This window comes from Sphingomonas sp. NCPPB 2930, assembly GCF_042867205.1.
Classification (GTDB): domain Bacteria; phylum Pseudomonadota; class Alphaproteobacteria; order Sphingomonadales; family Sphingomonadaceae; genus Sphingomonas.
The window spans coordinates 569,413-587,587 of sequence record NZ_JBHZQU010000001.1 but is presented as its reverse complement, the minus strand read 5'-3'; the positions used below and the strand labels follow the sequence as shown (position 1 = coordinate 587,587).

Below are 18,175 nucleotides of genomic sequence, written 5' to 3'. Positions count from 1 at the left end.
GCCCGGAGAGCCTTTTCATGGTACAGGCACGATGCCGAAATAATCGCCGCCCACGGCGTTGGTAAGGCATGGTCCCAGACTCCGGGCATCGGCCGCTCCTCCATCCTGATAGACTATCATGCAGTGTTGTCGGGCTGCGATGTAGGCATCGGGACGCTGACGGATCGCATCGAAAAAGGGCATGCCAGGTCTCTCGCCGCGGACAGCGGCGCGCGCATTGCTTTCGGCATGATTGGCCAGGATGAGTGCGAAATCCTGTGACGGCGGACATTGTGGATCACCACGTCGCTTTTGCCAACAGAACAGATAGGCCCGATCGCGCATTTTTTGAGTGGAACGCGACCACGTCGCGTCGGAGAGCCGCCAATCACTCGTGGGACCATAGGTGGATCGCTGCTGCTCGGCGTGGAGTTGTTCTGCGGTTGGGGGCATCTCGCGTTTCCCACAGGCGATGAGCGGCAGGGGCAGCACTGCGATCATCAGCATCCTTATCGCGCGGTGCAAGATTGTTCGTCCCCGTCGCTATTCCGAGCAGTACCGGCTCTGCATCACAGATCATAGCATCGGCTCGGCGGACGGATTGGCAATAAAATTTTGCGCGACCCGCCGCACAAATGATCGTTGATCGGTTCTGCGATCGCTAACCGCCGGTTTCCACTCGCCCGGACCTGTGCCAAGGAAATCCGCATGACCACCCGCACTCTCCTGTCGCTAAAGGCCCCCGCATGACCGCCATCGGCATCTATGGCAGCGCCGGGCGCATGGGCCGCGCCATCGCCGACCTGATCGAGGGCGAGGGCGCCACGCTCGCGGGCGGGTGCGACTCGCGCGACGACCCAGACGCGCTGGCCAAGGCGGCCGATGTGCTGGTCGACTTCTCGATTGCGGGCGCGCTCGACGCGCATCTGGCGGCCGCCCGCGCGGCGCGCACCCCGATCGTGATTGGTACCACCGGCCTGTCGCCCGCGCAGCATGTCGCGATCGACGCGGCGGCGGCGGACATCGCGGTGCTCCAGACCGGCAACACCTCGCTCGGCATCACGCTGCTCGCCAATCTGGTGCGCGAGGCGGCGGCGCGGCTGGGCAGCGACTGGGATATCGAGATCACCGAGATGCACCACCGGCACAAGGTCGATGCGCCATCGGGCACCGCGCTCCTTCTGGGCGAAGCGGCGGCGGCGGGGCGGGGGCATCCGCTGTCCGAGCTGCGCGTCGATGGCCGTGCCGGGCTGGTCGGCGCGCGGACCGAGGGGACGATCGGGCTGGCGGCCCTGCGCGGGGGCTCGGTGATCGGCGATCACGAGGTGATCTTCGCGGGCGAGGGCGAGCGGGTGACGCTGGGCCATTTCGCGCAGGACCGCAGCATCTTCGCGCGCGGCGCGGTGCGCGCGGCGCTGTGGCTCGCGGGGCAGGCGCCGGGCCGCTATCGCATGGGCGACGTGCTGGGCCTGTAACGGACATGAAGAAGGCGGACGTCGTCGAATTCTACCACCGGCTGGCGGAGGCGAACCCGCATCCCGAGACCGAGCTGGAGTTCCGCAACCCCTATACGCTGGTGGTCGCGGTCGCGCTGTCCGCACAGGCCACCGATATCGGCGTCAACAAGGCGACGCGCGCCTTGTTCGCCGAGGTCGACACGCCGCAAAAGATGCTCGAACTGGGCGAGGATGGGCTGAAACAGCACATCAAGACGATCGGCCTGTTCAACACCAAGGCGAAGAACGTCATCGCCCTGTCGCGGATGCTGGTCGACGATTATGGCGGCGAGGTGCCGGAGGATCGCGCGGCGCTGGAGCGGCTGCCCGGCGTGGGGCGCAAGACCGCCAATGTCGTGCTGAACGTGGCCTTCGGGCAGGAAACCTTCGCGGTCGACACGCATATCTTCCGCGTCTGCAACCGCACCGGGCTGGCCAAGGGCAAGACGGTGCTGGCGGTCGAACTCAAGCTGGACAAGGCGACGCCCGCGCCGTTCCGCGTCCATGCCCATCACTGGCTGATCCTGCACGGCCGCTATATCTGCAAGGCCCGGCGGCCCGAATGCTGGCGCTGCCCGGTCGAGGACCTGTGCGCCTATCGCCCCAAGACGCCCGCCCCTGCGGCCAAATCCGGAAAAGCGCCCGTGGCGGCATAAAAGGGCTGGCGCGTGCGGGCGGGCGATGCTAGTCGGCTCGCCCACGCACCCGTAGCTCAGCTGGATAGAGCGCTGCCCTCCGAAGGCAGAGGCCACAGGTTCGAATCCTGTCGGGTGCGCCATCGAACATTTCGGATTGATTGCCTGACCGCGGCCGATGCGCGTCGCGCACCGCTGGGGCTTTTGTCGTGGGGGCGGTGCGGTGTACGGAACGGGCAAGGGCTCCGTCAGCGAGTCGTCGTGCTCGGGCGTGCCGGGCCATCCGGGATAGAGGCTGCCGCGTGACGATCATCTCCGCCCCCACCGACTATCGGGAGGCCGCGCGCCGGCGGCTGCCGCCGTTCCTGTTCCATTATATCGACGGCGGCGCGAATGCCGAGCATACGCTGCGCCGCAATGTCGAGGATCTGGCCGGGATCGAACTGCGCCAGCGGGTCCTGCGCGACGTCGCCGATCTCAGCCTGGAGACCGAGCTGTTCGGCACCCGCATGGCGATGCCGGTGGTCCTGGCGCCCGTCGGGCTGACCGGCATGTATGCCAGGCGCGGCGAGGTGCAGGCGGCGCGCGCGGCGGCGGCCAAGGGCATTCCCTTCACTCTGTCGACCGTCTCGGTCTGCGCGATCCAGGAAGTGCGGGCGGCGTCCGCTGCGCCGATCTGGTTCCAGCTCTACGTGCTCAAGGATCGCGGCTTCATGCGCGACGCGCTGGAGCGGGCGCAGGCGGCGGGGGTGACGACCCTGGTCTTCACAGTGGACATGCCGACGCCCGGTGCGCGTTACCGCGATGCGCATTCGGGCATGTCGGGGCCCAATGCCGCGTTTCGCCGGATGGTGCAGGCGGTCACGCATCCGCGCTGGGCCTGGGATGTGGGCTTGCGCGGGCGGCCGCATGACCTGGGTAATATCTCGGCCTATCGCGGCGCGCCGACCGCGCTGGCCGACTATATCGGCTGGCTGGCGGCCAATTTCGATCCGTCGATCGCCTGGCGCGACCTGGAATGGATCCGCGATGTCTGGAAGGGCGCGATCGTCATCAAGGGCATTCTCGACCCGGAGGACGCGCGCGACGCGGTGCGCTTCGGCGCGGACGGGATCGTCGTGTCCAACCATGGCGGGCGGCAGCTGGACGGGGTGCGGTCGAGCGCGCGCGCCCTGCCCGCCATCGCCGACGCGGTGAAGGGCGAACTCCGGCTGCTCGCCGATTCGGGCATCCGATCGGGGCTCGACGTGGTGCGGATGCTGGCGCTGGGGGCGGATGCGGTGATGCTGGGCCGCGCCTTCATCTATGCGCTGGCGGCGGACGGGGAGGCCGGGGTCGCCAACCTCCTCCGCCTGATCGACAGCGAGATGCGCGTCGCCATGACCCTGACCGGCGTCCGTTCGGTCGCCGAACTCGACCGGACGGCGCTGGCCGGGCGCATCGCCTAGCGCGGCATCTGTTGCAGCATCTGGATATGCTGCTGCACGATCGGGACGGCGCTTTGCGCGCTGGCCTTCAGCGCGGGCTTGTCGCCATTCGCCGCGAAGCCCTGGTGCAGCGCGAGCGCGGCCTGATGCGCGGGGATCTGCTGCCCGATATAGAGCCGGTCGAAAGCATCGCCCGAAGCGCGGTTCAGCTCGCCGATCGAAGCCTGTGCCCCGCCCAGCCGGGGCGGTGTCGGCCTCAGGCCGTCCTGTCGCGCCGCCTGCACGGTGGCGGCGGTCGTCTGCTGGTGGTGGTCGATCATCATCTGCGCGAATCGCCGGACATCGGCATTGCGCGACTTTTGCAGCGCGAGCTTGCTGGAGGTGATCTCGTACAGATCGCTCATGCCCGCCGCCTTCACATAATCGGGGGCCTTCGCCGTGGCGGCGGCAGGGGGCGGGGGTGGCGGGGTCTGCGCCATGGCGGGAGTGGGGGCGGCGGCGATGCCGAGCGCGAGGGTAAGGGCAGGCGCGATGCGGAGGGCCTTGGGCATGATGATCTCCCGTGCAATGGATGTGGGATCGCAACCGGCCGATCACCGCGCTGTTCCGGATAAATATCTAAAATATAACGAGGATCAGTCACTTGGGCGATATGGGAGGGGCGCGTCCACCGGGAAAAGGCACGGCGCTGCGATATTAGGGCATGACACCGCCGCCTGCCGTCTGTTAGCCCTGTCGCCATGCCCGTTTCGGCCGCCGCATCCGCCCGCGAGATCCTCGTCCGCCTCCACGACGTGATGGCGTCGCGCGCGCCCGCCCAAGCCAAGCTGAACCAGGTGGTCCAGATCATCGGCGAGGCGATCGGCAGCGAGGTGTGCTCCATCTATCTGCTGCGCGAAGGGGTGCTGGAGCTGTTCGCGACGCGCGGGCTGGCCGAGGAGGCGGTGCACGTCACCAAGCTGGCGCTGGGCGAGGGGCTGGTCGGCACGATCGCCGAGGATGTCGAGGTGCTGAACCTGGACGAAGCCGCGAGCCATCCCGATTTCGCCTATAAGCCCGAGACGGGCGAGGACCGGTTCCACAGCTTTGCGGGCGTGCCGATCATCCGGCGCGAGCGGGCGGTGGGCGTGCTGGCGGTGCAGCATAGCGAGCCGCGCAAATATGCCGATGTCGAGATCGAGGCGCTGCAGACCGTCGCGATGGTCCTGTCCGAGCTGATCGCCAATGCCGGGCTGATCGACGCGACGGGCGCGGCGGGGGCGCGGCCGCAGATGACCGCGTCGGTCCGGCTGGGCGGACAGAAGCTGGTCGACGGCATGGGCAGCGGCTTTGCGGTCTATCATCAGCCGCGCATCGTCATCGAGCATACGGTCGCCGAGGACATCGATGCCGAGCGCCGCCGGGTCTATGCCGCGTTCGACAAGATGCGCGAACAGATCGACCGCATGGCGCGCGAGGCCGAGTTCGGTGTGGCGGGCGAGCATGTCGAGGTCATCGAGACCTATAAGATGTTCGCCTATGACGAGGGCTGGGCGCGCCGGATCAACGAGGCGATCGACAGCGGCCTGACCGCCGAGGCGGCGATCGAGCGGGTGCAGCAGCGGACGCGCCAGCGGATGCGCCAGATCGACGATCCATTGCTCGCCGACCGGATGCACGATCTGGAGGACCTGTCCAACCGGCTGCTGCGCATCGTGTCGGGCCAGATGGGGACGGCGGCGCAGCTGGGCCTGCGCCAGGACACGATCCTGATCGCGCGCAATCTGGGCCCGGCCGAGCTGCTGGAATATGACCGGCGGCGGCTGAAGGGCGTGATCCTGGAGGAAGGGTCGCTGACCGCGCATGTCATCATCGTGGCGCGCGCGATGGGCGTGCCCGTGCTGGGCCGGGTCAGCGACGTGCGGCGCCAGATCGCGGAGGGCGACCAGCTGCTGCTCGACGTGACGGAGGGCAGCGTGCTGGTCCGTCCGACCTCGGCGATGGAGGAGGCGTTCGAGGCCAAGCTGGCGCTGCGCCAGAAGCGGCGCGCGGCGTTCGCGGCCCTGCGCGACGTGCCGCCGGTGACGAAGGACGGGCACCGCGTCACGCTGATGGTCAATGCCGGGCTGCGCGACGATGCCGCCGCGCTCGACACCACGGGGGCGGACGGGATCGGGCTGTTCCGCACCGAATTCCAGTTCCTCGTCTCCGCCACCCTGCCACAGCGCGAGCGGCAGCAGCGTCTGTACCGCGACGTGATGGAGGCGGCGGGCGACCGGCCGGTCGTGTTCCGTACCATCGACATCGGCGGCGACAAGGCGCTGCCCTATCTGAACACGCCCGCCGGGGACGAGGAGAATCCGGCGATGGGCTGGCGCGCGCTGCGTCTGGCGCTGGAGCGCGACGGGCTGATGAAGGCGCAGGCGCGCGCGCTGATCGAGGCGGGGGCAGGGCGCACCCTTCACGTCATGTTCCCGATGGTGTCGGAGGCGTGGGAGTTCGACGAGGCCAAGGCGCTGTTCGAGGCGCAGCGCGCCTGGCTGGGCGCGCGCGGACGCCGCCTGCCGATCGAGGTGCGCTACGGCGCGATGCTGGAGGTGCCCGCGCTGGCCGAACAGCTCGACCTGATCCTGCCCAATGTCGACTTCCTGTCGATCGGCACCAACGACCTGACCCAGTTCCTGTTCGCCGCCGACCGGGCCAACCCGAAGCTGGCCGAGCGCTATGACTGGCTCAGCCCCTCGATCCTGCGCTTCCTGCGCCGGGTGGTCGAGCCCGCGCGCGCGGCGGGGGTGCGCGTCGGCGTGTGCGGCGAGATGGGCGGGCGCCCGCTGGAGGCGATGGCGCTGATCGGGCTGGGGCTCGACCGGCTGTCGATCACCCCGGCGGCGGTCGGGCCGGTCAAGGCGATGATCCGCTCGCTCGACCGCGCCGCGATCACCGCCGAGATGGCGCGGCTGCTCGCCAATCCGGTCCGCGACATGCGCGGGGCGCTTGGTGCCTGGGCTGCGACGAATGGTGTGGAATTGGCCTGACGCGGGGCGGGGCTCCGCGTTGACTTGATCCCAGCCGTCTGAAAGAACGACCGCGATCATGGGGTGGGCCATGGTCACTTCGGAGTTGAGAATGGACGAGGTCAATCCCGGCCACGATGCCGCACCGGCGGCACCTGCCCGCGCCGGTGACGTCCTGCGCACGGCGCGCGAGGCGCAGGGGCTTTCGCTCGGCGATATCGGTGCGCGGACGCGTATCCCCAGCCGCCATCTCGCGGCGATCGAGGCATCCGATTATCAGAGCCTGCCATCGGCCACCTATGCGGTCGGCTTCGCCAAGGCCTATGCCCGTGCCGTGGGCGCGGACGAGGTGGCGATCGCGCAGGCGGTGCGCGCCGATGTCGACCGGCTGGGCCGCCGCATCACCGAATATGTGCCCCAGGATATCGCCGATCCCGCCCGCGTGCCGTCGCGCGGGCTGGCGATCCTCGGCGTCGGGCTGGCGCTGGCGCTGCTGATCATCGCCGGGCTGTGGTACGGCACCGACCTGTTCCGCCGCGACCACACCGCGCAGGATGTGCCCGCCGCGACCCCGCTCGCCAACGCGAACGCCGCCGCTCCGGCCCCGACGCCCGCACCCAGCCCGACCCCGGTGACGGGCGGCAAGGTCGTGCTGACCGCCAAGGGCGATGTCTGGCTGCGCGTCTATGACGCCAACAACGTCACGCTGAAGATGGGCACGCTGAAGCCCGGCGAGCAGTATGAGGTGCCCGCCAATGCGCAGGGGCCGCTGTTGAATGTCGGCCGTCCCGACAAGCTGGCGGTGACGCTGAACGGCGCGGCCATCCCGCCGCTGGGCGACGGTTCGCGCGCGATCAAGGACGTGCGGCTCGACCCCGCCTCGATCGCGGCGCGTCTGTCCGGCGCGCCCCAGCCCGCCGCCAGCACTTCGCCGACCCCTGTCGCCGCGCCGCGCGTGCGCGAGGAGCGGCGGCGCCCGACGACGACCGGCAACGATGCAGGGGTGGCGGCACCGCCCGCCCCCGCGCCGTCGCCGACGCCCGCCGCCACGGCACCGGCGGATCTTTAAGGCTGGAGACAGCCGGGACGGGGCATAGGGTGCCGCGTCCGTTCAACAACCAGCCCACCGGGGGGTGAGACCGATGCGTAACCTGTTGCTGGCCGGGGTCGCGGCCGTGATGATCCTGCCGACCGCCGCGCAAGCCCAGTCCAATGTCGAGGGCCGGGTCGGCAAGCTGGAAAGCGAGATGCGCGCGGTCCAGCGCAAGGTGTTTCCGAACGGCGCGGGCGGCTATGTCCAGCCCGAGATCACCGCGCCCCAGACCCAGGCGCAGGCCCCCGGCGTGCCCGCGACGAGCGCGCTGGCCGACCTGACCTCGCGCGTCACCTCGCTCGAGGAGCAGATGGCCAATCTGACCGGCCAGATCGAGCAGAACGGCTTTCGCACCCGCCAGCTTCAGGAGCAGTTCGACGCCTATAGGCGCGGCACCGAGGCGCGGTTGAAGGCGCTGGAGGCCGGGCCTGCCCCGATCGCCCCGGCCGGGCAGAGCGCCCCGCTCGACACCGGAACGCCCGCGCCGACGGCCTCGACCCGCCCGACCAAGACCCCGGCGGCGGTCGTCGCCAGCGGCGATACGGCGACCCCGGCGGCGGCCGGCGGCGCGGCGGTGGAAAAGCCCTCGACCGGCGATGCGGCCGAGGACGCCTATCTCTATGGCTATCGCCTGTGGGCGGCCAAGCGCTACCCCGAGGCCGAGGCGCAGTTGAAGAAGGTCGTCGCCGACTATCCCAAGAGCCGCCGCGCCAGTTATGCGCAGAATCTGCTGGGCCGCACCTATCTCGACTCGGGCAAGCCCAGCCTCGCCTCGATGGCCTTTTACGAGAATTACAAGAAATTCCCGGATGGCGAGCGCGCCCCCGAAAGCCTGATGTATCTGGGCCAGGCACTGACCAAGCTCAACAAGGCCGCCGATGCCTGCAAGGTCTATGACGAGCTGAGCGATGTCTATGGCGCCAAGCTGTCGGGCGCGATGAAGGGGCAGGTCGCGGCGGGACGTTCGGCGGCCAAGTGCCAGTAAGCGGCTGATCCGCTCGAAACCGGACGGCGGGCAGGGGGCCGAAACCCCTTGCGCGCGGGCGGCGGAAGGGCCAGAGCGGGCGCATCCCTCACCAGTTTCGAGAGCATCATGGCCACCGATGCCACGGCCGTCGATCAGATCGCGCGTTTCGCGGCGGATCTGACGATCCTTCACGATTTGTCCTCCGATACGGCGCCGCTGTTGCTGGGCGTGTCGGGCGGCCCCGACAGCATGGCGATGCTGATGCTGGCGGCCTCGGCCTTTCCGGGGCGGATCGCGGTGGCGACGGTCGATCACGGTCTGCGCCCCGAGGCCGCCGACGAGGTGCGGATGGTCGCGGCACACTGCGCTACCCTGGGCGTGCCGCATCACGCCCTCAGGCCCGGCGAGGCGATCGCGGGGGCCAGCATCCAGGCACAGGCGCGCGAGGTCCGCTATGCGCTGCTCGCCGAGCAGGCGCGCGCGATCGGCGCGGCGGCGATCCTGACCGCGCATCATGCCGACGACCAGGCCGAGACCTTCCTGATGCGCGCCGCGCGCGGGGCCGGACTGTCGGGCCTGTCCGGGGTCCGGGCCCGGACGGTCATCGCAGGCATGACGGTGCTGCGCCCGCTGCTCGACTGGCGCCGCGCCGAGCTGCGCCGGATCGTCCGCCGCGCCGAGGCGCCCTTTGTCGACGATCCCGCCAATCATGATCCCCGGCACGACCGCACCCGGTTCCGCCAGCTGCTCGACGGGCATGAATGGCTGGGCGTGGCGCAGCTCGCGCGGGCGGCGGCGCAACTGGCCGAGGCGGACACCGATCTGCGCGCGACGGTCGACTGGCTGTGGCAGGAGCGGGCGCAGATCGATGGGGACAATGTCCGCATCGCCGCCGCCGACCTGCCGCGTGAGCTGGGGCGTCGGCTGGCGCGGCGCGCGATCGGCACCGTCCGCGCCGCCGCCGCGATCGAGGCGCCTGCCTGGAACGAGGGCGGCAATATCGAGAAGCTGCTCGACGCGCTGGCGCAAGGCAGCCGCGCGACCCAGGCGGGCGTGATCGCCAGCGTGCGGTCGGGTGTCTGGCGCTTCCGTCCCGCGCCGCCCCGCCGCACCGGCTGACTCGGGGGCTGACTCGGGCGCGTGATCGACGTCGGAGGGGGCGCTCGATCACTTTGATCGGCGTTGTTCCATTGCCATTAACCTCGCTGTGCCTATCTTGAGGGCTGAAAGGTATCCGGCACCGATGAACGACAACGACAAGCAACAGAGCCCCGATCCCAATGGGGGCGGCAACCCCTGGATGAAGAGCCTGTTGATCTGGGTGGGCATCCTGATGGCGCTCGCCCTGTTCGTCAGCCTGTCCGGCGCGGGATCGTCGGCCCAGAGCGGCAACCAGATCGAATATTCCACCTTCCTCGACAAGGTGGACGAGGGGACGGTGAAGACCGCCGTCATCTCGCGCGATTCGATCACCGGCACGCTGTCCTCGGGCGAGAAATTCCGCACCAGCCCGGTTCCCGATTCGCAGCTGATCCCGCGTCTGCGCGACAAGGGTGTGACCTTCACGGCCAAGGCCGAGGAAGGCCCGTCGATCTGGATGCTGATGCTGTACAACTCGCTGCCGTTCCTGCTGTTCATCGGCATCGCCTTCTTCGTTCTGCGCCAGATGCAGAAGGGCGGCGGGGCCAGCGGCGCGATGGGCTTCGGCAAGAGCCGTGCGCGGATGCTGACCCAGAAGGAAGGCAAGGTGACGTTCGACGATGTGGCCGGCATCGACGAAGCGCGCGAAGAGCTGCAGGAAATCGTCGAGTTCCTGAAGGACCCGTCGAAGTTCGCCCGTCTGGGCGGCAAGATTCCAAAGGGCGCGCTGCTGGTCGGCTCGCCCGGCACCGGCAAGACGCTGCTGGCGCGTGCGATCGCGGGGGAGGCGGGCGTGCCCTTCTTCACCATTTCGGGTTCGGACTTCGTCGAGATGTTCGTCGGCGTCGGCGCCAGCCGCGTGCGCGACATGTTCGAGCAGGCCAAGAAGAGCGCGCCCTGCATCGTCTTCATCGACGAGATCGACGCGGTCGGCCGCCATCGCGGTGCGGGCCTGGGCAACGGCAATGACGAGCGCGAGCAGACGCTGAACCAGCTACTGGTCGAGATGGATGGTTTCGAGGCCAATGAGGGCATCATCATCATCGCCGCGACCAACCGCCCCGACGTGCTCGACCCCGCGCTGCTGCGTCCCGGCCGCTTCGATCGCCAGGTCGTGGTGCCGCGCCCGGACATCGATGGCCGCGTGAAGATCCTCGAAGTCCATATGAAGAAGGTGCCGCTGGCACCCGACGTCGATGCCCGCGTCATCGCGCGCGGCACGCCGGGCTTCTCGGGTGCGGACCTCGCCAATCTGGTCAACGAAGCCGCACTGATGGCGGCGCGCAAGGGCAAGCGCCTGGTCGCCAATGCCGAGTTCGAGGAAGCCAAGGACAAGGTCATGATGGGCGCGGAGCGTCGCTCCATGGTCATGACCGAGGACGAGAAGCGGATGACCGCCTATCACGAGGCGGGCCATGCGATCATCGCGCTGCACGAACCGGCCTCGGACCCGATCCACAAGGCGACGATCATCCCGCGCGGTCGCGCGCTGGGCATGGTGATGCGCCTGCCGGAGCGCGACTCGTACAGCTATCACCGCGACAAGATGTACGCGAACCTGGCGGTCGCCATGGGCGGTCGCGTCGCCGAGGAGATCATCTTCGGTTACGACAAGGTGTCGAGCGGCGCGAGCGGCGACATCCAATATGCCACGGGTCTGGCGCGCGACATGGTCACCAAATGGGGCATGTCGGACAAGGTCGGCCCGGTGGAATATGCCCAGCCCGAGGGCGAGAGCTTCCTGGGTTATTCGTCCAGCCAGCCGGTGCGCATGTCCAACCAGACTGCGCAGCTGATCGACGACGAGATCAAGTCGATCGTCGAGGGCGGCCTGCACCGCGCCAAGCACGTCCTGACCGAGCATGTCGACCAGCTTCACCTGCTGGCCGGTGCGCTGCTAGAATATGAGACGCTGTCGGGCGACGAGATCAAGAAGCTGATCGCTGGCGACGATATCGGTCGCGACGATCCCAAGGCGAAGGCGGTGCCGATCGCCAAGGCGGGAACCTCGATCCCGAAGACGCGGCGCGGCCCCGGACCGTTCGGATCGCCGAGCCCGCTGGGGGCGTGATCTTCCAGCCAAGCTGACATAAGGGCCATCCCCGAAAGGGGTGGCCTTTTTGTTTGGGGGCGCGTCATCCCGTGCGCTTCGACTTCGCTCAGCGTGAACGCAGGTTCGGGGTGGGTTTCATGCTTTGAGGGGGAGGGGCGTACCCCCCTCCACTTGGCCTAGGCCGTATCGACATTCAGGATTGCTTCTTCTTGCCCTCTCCCCTGGACAGGGGAGAGGGTTAGCGAAGCTTGCCAGCCTGCTGGCTAGCGCAGCTTGGGTGAGGGGTACAGCGAGCCCAAAGGCTCGCGCGCTCGCTTGGCGAGCGCCACCCCTCACCCAGCTCCGACTAAGCCTTTGCTTTCGCAAAGACCAAGTCTGCGCAACCCTCTCCCCTCTGCGAGGGGCGAGTGAAGGAAAGGCATTGCTGGATGTCGATCGGCCCTGGCCTGGGCGAAGTCGAAGGCCATGTCCCAACCGGATCCGATCAAGCCTAGCCCCGGCCCCCGCACCCGATTAAGCTCCTTATCCGGATCGCGAAATCACCGGTGCCGATGCCGGGCCCGCGATCAGGAGTGGAGGATGCCCGCATGACCGATATCCCCCCGACCGATTCGCTGCATGACCGCGCCGTCCGGATCTATGACGCCTTCACCCATGAGCATCACGACCGCCGCACCCTGTTGGGCCAGATGACCGCACTGGCCGGGTCGGCCGCGGCGGCCGAGGCGCTGATCCTTGGCATCGCCGCCAGCCCGGCGGCGGCCGCGCAGACCGATCCGCACGACACGCGGCTGCGGATCGACCGGCGCGAGGGCATGGAGGCGGGTGCGCGGTCGGCGGCCTATCTTGCCAGTCCCCGGGGCGTAAAAAAGCGGCTGGGCATGGTCTTGGTCATCCATGAGAATCGCGGCCTGACCCCGCATATCGAGGATGTCGCGCGGCGGCTGGCGCTGGCCGGATTCCACGCGATCGCGCCCGACCTGCTCGCCCCCCAGGGAGGCACGCCGCCCGACGAGGACAAGGCGCGCACCCTGATCGGTACGCTCGACTATGATCTGGCGCTGGCCCAGGCGCGGGCGATGATCGACCAGGGGCAGGCGGACCGGACGGGGACCGGCAAGGTCGGCGCGGTCGGCGCGGTCGGCTTTTGCTGGGGCGGGGCGTTCGTCAACCGGCTGGCGGTGGCGGCGGGACCGGCCTTGGCGGCGGGGGTCGCCTATTATGGGTCCGCTCCCGACCCGGCCGAGGCGGTGAAGGTCCGCACGCCGCTGATGCTCCATTATGCGGGTAAGGATGCGCGGGTGAACGCGACCGGCACGCCCTGGGTCGCGGCGCTCAAGGCGGCGGGGCGGCCGGTCGAGGCCTTCACCTATCCCGGCGTCGATCATGCGTTCAACAATGACAGCTCGGCGGCGCGCTATGACGCGGCGGCGGCGGCGCAGGCATGGGAGCGGACGACGCGCTTCCTGCATCGCCATCTCGACCGGGTCTGACCGGTCCGGCACGTATCGAGGAGACATGCGATGACCGACGATCTGACGCTCTACACCAACCCCCGCTCACGCGGCCGCATCGCGCGCTGGATGCTGGAGGAAAGCGGGGCCTCTTACGACACGGTGGTGCTCGACTATGGGACGACGATGGTCGCGCCCGCCTATCGCGCGATCAACCCGATGATGAAGGTGCCCGCCATCGTCCATCGCGGACAGGTCGTGACCGAGACCGCTGCGATCTGCGCCTATCTGGCCGATGCCTTTCCGGATGCCGGGCTGGCGCCATTGCCGGCGGAGCGCGCCGATTATTATCGCTGGCTGTTCTTCGCGGCGGGCCCGCTGGAGGCGGCGATCACCAACCGCGCGATGGGCGTGACCCCGACCGTCGAGCAGCAGCGCATGGCGGGCTATGGCGATTTCGACCGGGCGGTGGCGGTGATCGGCGATGCGGTGGCGCGCCATTCCTATATCGCGGGCGATCGCTTCACCGCCGCCGATGTCTATCTGGGGTCGCAGCTGATGTGGTTCACCCAGTTCGGGCTGCTGCCCAAGACCGAGCCGGTCATGGCCTATATCGGCCGGTTGAGCGAGCGTCCCGCCCATGCGCGCGCCACTGCGCTGGACGACGAAAGGGTCGAGGAAGGCGCGGTCTGACTCCGCCCCGGCGGGTCAGGCGAGTACCGGAAACGCGCGCTGCGCCTGCTGGGCGGCGCGCAGCATGTCGAGCCCCGCGGCGAAATGATTGCCCGCCAGCGGCTGGTTCAGCGCATCGGCGCCCTCCAGCGCGGCCTGGGCCAGCGCGATGATCTGATCGAGGGTCGGGGCAGGAGCGGACATCGCGGTTTCCAGGGCAACGGGTTTCGGACCATCGCGTGACGGCCGTGCAATCGCATAACGCGCGAGGCTTAAACTTCGATAACGTTTTTCGCGATAACGAATATCCGTGGCCAAGTGACCATCTGCCCCCGAGCGGGACACTCGGGGGCAGGGTGCGCGCGGGTCAGCGCATCAGGACCAGTTCCTCGGCCATGGTCGGGTGCAGCGCGACGGTGGCATCGAACTGCGCCTTGGTGAGCCCCGCCTTCACCGCGACCGCCGCCGCCTGGATGATCTCGGGAACGTCGGGGCCGATCATGTGCAGCCCGACCACCCGGTCGGTGTCGCCGTCGCACACCATCTTGTAGAGCGCACGCTCGTCACGCCCCGCCAGCACATTCTTCATCGGGCGGAAGTCGGAGGTATAGACGCGGACCGAGCCCAGCTTCTGCTTGGCCTGCGCCTCGGTCATGCCGACCCCCGCCATGGGCGGGTGGCTGAACACGGCGGCGGGGATGCAGTCATAATCGACGCGGGTCGGCTTGTTGCCGAAGATCGTGTCGGCAAAGGCCTGTCCCTCACGGATCGCCACCGGGGTCAGCTGGACGCGGTTGGTCACGTCGCCGACCGCATAGATGCTGTCGCAGGTCGAACGATTATCCTCGTCCACCTTGATCGCGCCATGCTCGTCCAGCTCGACGCCCGCCGATTCCAGCCCCAGCCCATGCGTGTTGGGCAGGCGGCCGGTCGCGAACATGACCAGATCGACCTCGATCGGCGCATGGTTCGACATGGAGACCAGCAGCGACCCGTCCGCCTGCTTCTCGATCCCCTCGAAGGTCGCGTCGAAGCGGAACTCGATCCCCTTCATCATCGAAATCTGGAGCAGCCGGTCGCGGATCGTCAGGTCGTATCCGCGAAGGATATCCTTGCTGCGGTTGATCAGCGTGACGTGCGCGCCGAACTGGTGGAAGACGCCCGCAAATTCGTTGGCGATATAGCCTGCACCCGCGATCAGCACGCGGCTGGGGATCGCATCGAGATGGAACGCCTCGTTGGAGGTGATGCCATGCTCATGGCCGGGGCAGGAGGGGACGGCGGGATGCGCGCCGACCGCGATCAGGATCTTGTCGGCGGTCTTCTCCCTCCCGTCGGCCAGGCGCACGCTGTGCGGGCCGGTGACGACCGCGCGCTGCTGGATGATCTCGACCTTATGGCTTTCCAGCGTGTTGGTATAGGCGCCGTTCAGCCGGTCGACCTCCGACAGGACATTGTCGCGCAGCGTCTTCCACGAAAATTCGCACTCGCTGGGCACCTGCCAGCCGAAGCGGCGGGCGTCCTTCAGATCCTCGGCGAAATGCGCGCCGTACACGAGCAGCTTCTTCGGCACGCAGCCACGGATGACGCAGGTGCCGCCGACGCGATACTCCTCGGCCACCGCCACGCGCGCGCCATGCGCCGCCGCGACCCGCGACGCCCGCGTTCCCCCCGAGCCTGCGCCGATGACGAACAGGTCATAGTCATACTCAGCCATGGGATCGGTTTCTCCGGGGAATGGGGGCGACAGGCCCGCCTAAAAGCATAACGGGGGACGCCGAGCCAAGTTCAGCGTCCCCCTGACAGTGATCGGAAATTCAAATTCCTCCCCTGCAAGGGGAGGTGGCACGCGTCGCGTGACGGAAGGGGGGGCCGCTATCGAGAGGGCGACACCCCTCCACCAGCTTCGCTGGTCCCCCTCCCCTGGCAGGGGGAGGATCGGATCACCCAAAGGCGCGCTTGATCAGGTCCTCGGTCGAGGGATCGAAATCCTGCCCGCCCTGATCGGCGGCCTTGGCCATTTCCTTGCCCAGTTCGACGCCGAACTGGTCGAAGCTGTTGATGCCCAGGATCACGCCGTTCACGAACACGCGGTGCTCGTAAAAGGCGATCAGCGCGCCCAGCGTGCGCGGGTCGAGCGTCTCGAGCAGGATGGTCGAGGACGGACGATCGCCCGAATAGCTGCGCGCGGGATCGTCGACCGTCTTGCCCTTCATCAGCGCGGCGCCCTGCGCGAAGGCGTTGAGCAGCAGCTGGCGGTGATGCTCGTCGCTCAGCACGTCGCCCGGCTCGACCACCGCGATGAACTCGACGGGGACGAGGTGCGTGCCCTGATGGAGCAGCTGGAACACCGCGTGCTGCGCATCGGTGCCGACCCCGCCCCAGGTGATGGCGGCGGTGGGACGGCCGACGGGCTGGCCGTCGACGGTCACGCCCTTGCCGTTCGATTCCATCTCCAGCTGCTGGAGATAGGAGGGCAGGAGGCGCAGTCGCTCGTCATAGGCGAAGGGCGCACGCGTCTCGGCATGGCGGACCTGGGTGTAATAGAGGTCGGCAAAGGCGGCGAGCGCGGGGGCGTTCTGCGACAGGTCGGTCAGGCGGAAATGGCGGTCCATCTCGGCCGCGCCCTCCAGCAATTCCTCGAACGCGTCCCAGCCCAGGCCCAGCGCGGCGGGGAAGCCGATCGTCGACCAGAGCGAATAGCGGCCGCCGACCGACTCGGCGAAGGACAGGATGCGCGTCTCGTCCACGCCCCATTCGACCGCCTTGGCGGGGTTGGCGGTCAGTGCGATGACGCGGCCATAGGGGTCTTCCACGCCGTGCTCGGTCATCCACTGGAGCGCCGAGGTGGCGTTGAGCATCGTCTCGGTGGTGGTGAAGGTCTTGGACGCGACGACCAGCAAGGTGGCGGCGGGGTCGAAACGCTTGAACACCTCCTCCAGCGCGACGCCGTCGACATTGGAGACGATGGCGACGTCATAGCGGTCGCTGTCGCGGCCCAGCGCGTCGACCAGCAGGTCGGGGCCCAGCGCCGAGCCGCCGATGCCGATGTGCAGGACATGGCGGATGGGGCCCAGCGCCTCGGCCTCGATCGCGTCGATCAGCGCGCGCATCCGGGCGTGCGAGGCGCGGGCGGTGGCGACGCTTTCGGGATTGCCCTCGCCACGCTCGGCGGTGTGCTCGACCGCACGGCCCTCGGTGACGTTGACCACCTCGCCGCCGAACAGCGCGTCGCGCTTGGCGGCCAGCCCCTTGGCCTTGGCCAGTTCAGCAAACGCGGCGACGGCCTCTGGCGTCAGATGCGTCTTGGACCAGTCGAAATGGATGCCCGCCACGTCCAGGCTGAGCGAGGCCAGCCGGTTGGGATCATTCGCGAAAAGATCGAGAAGCGGAGTCTGCGGGAGCGATTCGATCGTCGACCAGTCGGCAGCCATGATGCCTGTTCCTTCCTTGACCTGCCCCAAAGGGCTTCATCCACGGCGTTAGACAATGCGGGTGCGCAAAGCCAAGCCCTAGATTGGTATGGTGGATCAGGCTGGTACGCGAAATCGCCACGGGCGGGCGACACGCGGCGGGTGGGTCAGCGGTGCTTCACCGCCACCGGATCGCGCACCACGCCGACATCGGCGAAGCGCCGGGGCTCGGCGGGCTGGGGCACGGGCTGGGCCAGTTCGCGCTGCCAATAGCCGACATCGATCCAGCGGCCATGCTTGTGGCCGACCTCGCGGAAGACGCCCGCGCGGCGGAAGCCGACCGCCTCGTGCAGCTTGATCGATCCGTCATTGGGCAGCGCGATCACGCCCATCGCCTGGGTGAAGCCCTGCGCGGTCAGCGTGTCGACCAGCGCCTCGTAGAGCAGCCGTCCGACGCCCGCGCGCTGCGACACGTCGGCGACATAGATGGTCGTCTCCACCACCCAGCGATACGCTTCGCGCTCGCGGAAGCGCGCGGCATAGGCATAGCCGATCACCGCATCCTCGCGGCCCGCCTCGTCGCTCAGCGTGGCGACGATCCACGGATACAGCCCGTCCGCGCCCTCCATCCGCGCGCGCATCGCATCGGCATCGGGCGCCTGCGTCTCGAAGGACACCACGCCCGCCAGCACATGCGGCGCATAGATGGCGGCGATGGCGGCGGCGTCATCGGGGCGGGCGGCGCGAATGGCGATCATGGGGGGCGTCTCCTGAAACGATAGGCCTGCCTAGCGCGCGGATGCGCCGTTCGGAAAGCCCCGATTCCCGCGCGCCGTATTGGGAACGCCACAAT

Annotated in this window: 16 protein-coding genes and 1 tRNA gene; 11 read left to right on the top strand and 6 right to left on the bottom strand. The window is 68.5% G+C overall.

What is annotated here, in order from left to right; all coding sequences use genetic code 11:
• Positions 1-15 precede the first annotated feature (15 nt).
• Positions 16-480: a hypothetical protein gene (locus ACFX59_RS02780; RefSeq protein WP_387429437.1), complete on the bottom strand. Its 465-nt coding sequence runs from the start codon at positions 478-480 to the stop codon at positions 16-18.
• A 245-nt stretch (positions 481-725) separates the two neighbouring features.
• Between ACFX59_RS02780 and dapB the strand changes: the two genes are divergently transcribed.
• From dapB to lldD, 4 genes are all read left to right on the top strand, one after another.
• Positions 726-1,454 (top strand): 4-hydroxy-tetrahydrodipicolinate reductase, encoded by a 729-nt coding sequence (gene dapB / locus ACFX59_RS02775; protein ID WP_387429435.1) that lies wholly within the window; start codon positions 726-728, stop codon positions 1,452-1,454.
• Positions 1,455-1,459: 5 nt separating this feature from the next.
• On the top strand, positions 1,460-2,131 hold the full coding sequence (gene nth / locus ACFX59_RS02770) for an endonuclease III (RefSeq protein ID WP_307100649.1): 672 nt from the start codon (positions 1,460-1,462) through the stop codon (positions 2,129-2,131).
• A gap of 45 nt (positions 2,132-2,176) precedes the next feature.
• A tRNA-Arg gene (locus ACFX59_RS02765) sits at positions 2,177-2,253 on the top strand.
• Positions 2,254-2,412: 159 nt separating this feature from the next.
• Positions 2,413-3,558 (top strand): FMN-dependent L-lactate dehydrogenase LldD, encoded by a 1,146-nt coding sequence (lldD, locus tag ACFX59_RS02760; protein ID WP_387429432.1) that lies wholly within the window; start codon positions 2,413-2,415, stop codon positions 3,556-3,558.
• On the opposite strand, the gene ACFX59_RS02755 is transcribed toward lldD, so the two are convergent.
• The gene (locus ACFX59_RS02755) at positions 3,555-4,088 is read right to left on the bottom strand and encodes a DUF4142 domain-containing protein (RefSeq protein WP_387429429.1); all 534 of its coding nucleotides are present in this window, start codon (positions 4,086-4,088) and stop codon (positions 3,555-3,557) included. The genes lldD and ACFX59_RS02755 overlap by 4 nt on opposite strands.
• A 189-nt stretch (positions 4,089-4,277) precedes the next feature.
• Between ACFX59_RS02755 and ptsP the strand changes: the two genes are divergently transcribed.
• The 7 genes from ptsP to ACFX59_RS02720 all read left to right on the top strand — a co-directional run bounded on the left by ptsP (position 4,278) and on the right by ACFX59_RS02720 (position 13,930).
• Positions 4,278-6,551 (top strand): phosphoenolpyruvate--protein phosphotransferase, encoded by a 2,274-nt coding sequence (ptsP, locus tag ACFX59_RS02750; RefSeq protein ID WP_309701038.1) that lies wholly within the window; start codon positions 4,278-4,280, stop codon positions 6,549-6,551.
• A 91-nt stretch (positions 6,552-6,642) separates the two neighbouring features.
• A complete protein-coding gene (locus tag ACFX59_RS02745) occupies positions 6,643-7,599 on the top strand; it encodes a helix-turn-helix domain-containing protein (protein WP_387429426.1) in 957 nt (318 codons plus the stop codon).
• A gap of 73 nt (positions 7,600-7,672) precedes the next feature.
• A complete protein-coding gene (locus tag ACFX59_RS02740; protein ID WP_309697182.1) occupies positions 7,673-8,608 on the top strand; it encodes a tetratricopeptide repeat protein in 936 nt (311 codons plus the stop codon).
• A 108-nt stretch (positions 8,609-8,716) separates the two neighbouring features.
• The gene (tilS, locus tag ACFX59_RS02735) at positions 8,717-9,709 is read left to right on the top strand and encodes a tRNA lysidine(34) synthetase TilS (RefSeq protein WP_387429422.1); all 993 of its coding nucleotides are present in this window, start codon (positions 8,717-8,719) and stop codon (positions 9,707-9,709) included.
• A 124-nt stretch (positions 9,710-9,833) separates the two neighbouring features.
• The gene (gene ftsH, locus ACFX59_RS02730) at positions 9,834-11,801 is read left to right on the top strand and encodes an ATP-dependent zinc metalloprotease FtsH (protein ID WP_307100618.1); all 1,968 of its coding nucleotides are present in this window, start codon (positions 9,834-9,836) and stop codon (positions 11,799-11,801) included.
• A 569-nt stretch (positions 11,802-12,370) separates the two neighbouring features.
• Complete coding sequence (locus ACFX59_RS02725) at positions 12,371-13,276, top strand: dienelactone hydrolase family protein (protein ID WP_387429419.1); 906 nt, start codon at positions 12,371-12,373, stop codon at positions 13,274-13,276.
• Positions 13,277-13,306: 30 nt separating this feature from the next.
• Positions 13,307-13,930, top strand: a complete 624-nt coding sequence (locus ACFX59_RS02720; RefSeq protein WP_387429417.1) for a glutathione S-transferase family protein — start codon at positions 13,307-13,309, stop codon at positions 13,928-13,930.
• A gap of 15 nt (positions 13,931-13,945) precedes the next feature.
• Here ACFX59_RS02720 and ACFX59_RS02715 read toward each other — a convergent pair whose 3' ends face one another.
• The 4 genes from ACFX59_RS02715 to ACFX59_RS02700 form a co-directional block, all read right to left on the bottom strand.
• A complete protein-coding gene (locus tag ACFX59_RS02715; protein ID WP_307100613.1) occupies positions 13,946-14,113 on the bottom strand; it encodes a hypothetical protein in 168 nt (55 codons plus the stop codon).
• A 163-nt stretch (positions 14,114-14,276) separates the two neighbouring features.
• A complete protein-coding gene (gene gor / locus ACFX59_RS02710) occupies positions 14,277-15,626 on the bottom strand; it encodes a glutathione-disulfide reductase (protein WP_387429415.1) in 1,350 nt (449 codons plus the stop codon).
• Positions 15,627-15,852: 226 nt separating this feature from the next.
• Positions 15,853-17,343: a glucose-6-phosphate isomerase gene (gene pgi, locus ACFX59_RS02705; RefSeq protein ID WP_387429413.1), complete on the bottom strand. Its 1,491-nt coding sequence runs from the start codon at positions 17,341-17,343 to the stop codon at positions 15,853-15,855.
• 146 nt (positions 17,344-17,489) lie between these two features.
• The gene (locus ACFX59_RS02700) at positions 17,490-18,080 is read right to left on the bottom strand and encodes a GNAT family N-acetyltransferase (protein ID WP_307100607.1); all 591 of its coding nucleotides are present in this window, start codon (positions 18,078-18,080) and stop codon (positions 17,490-17,492) included.
• Between the last annotated feature and the right edge of the window lie 95 nt (positions 18,081-18,175).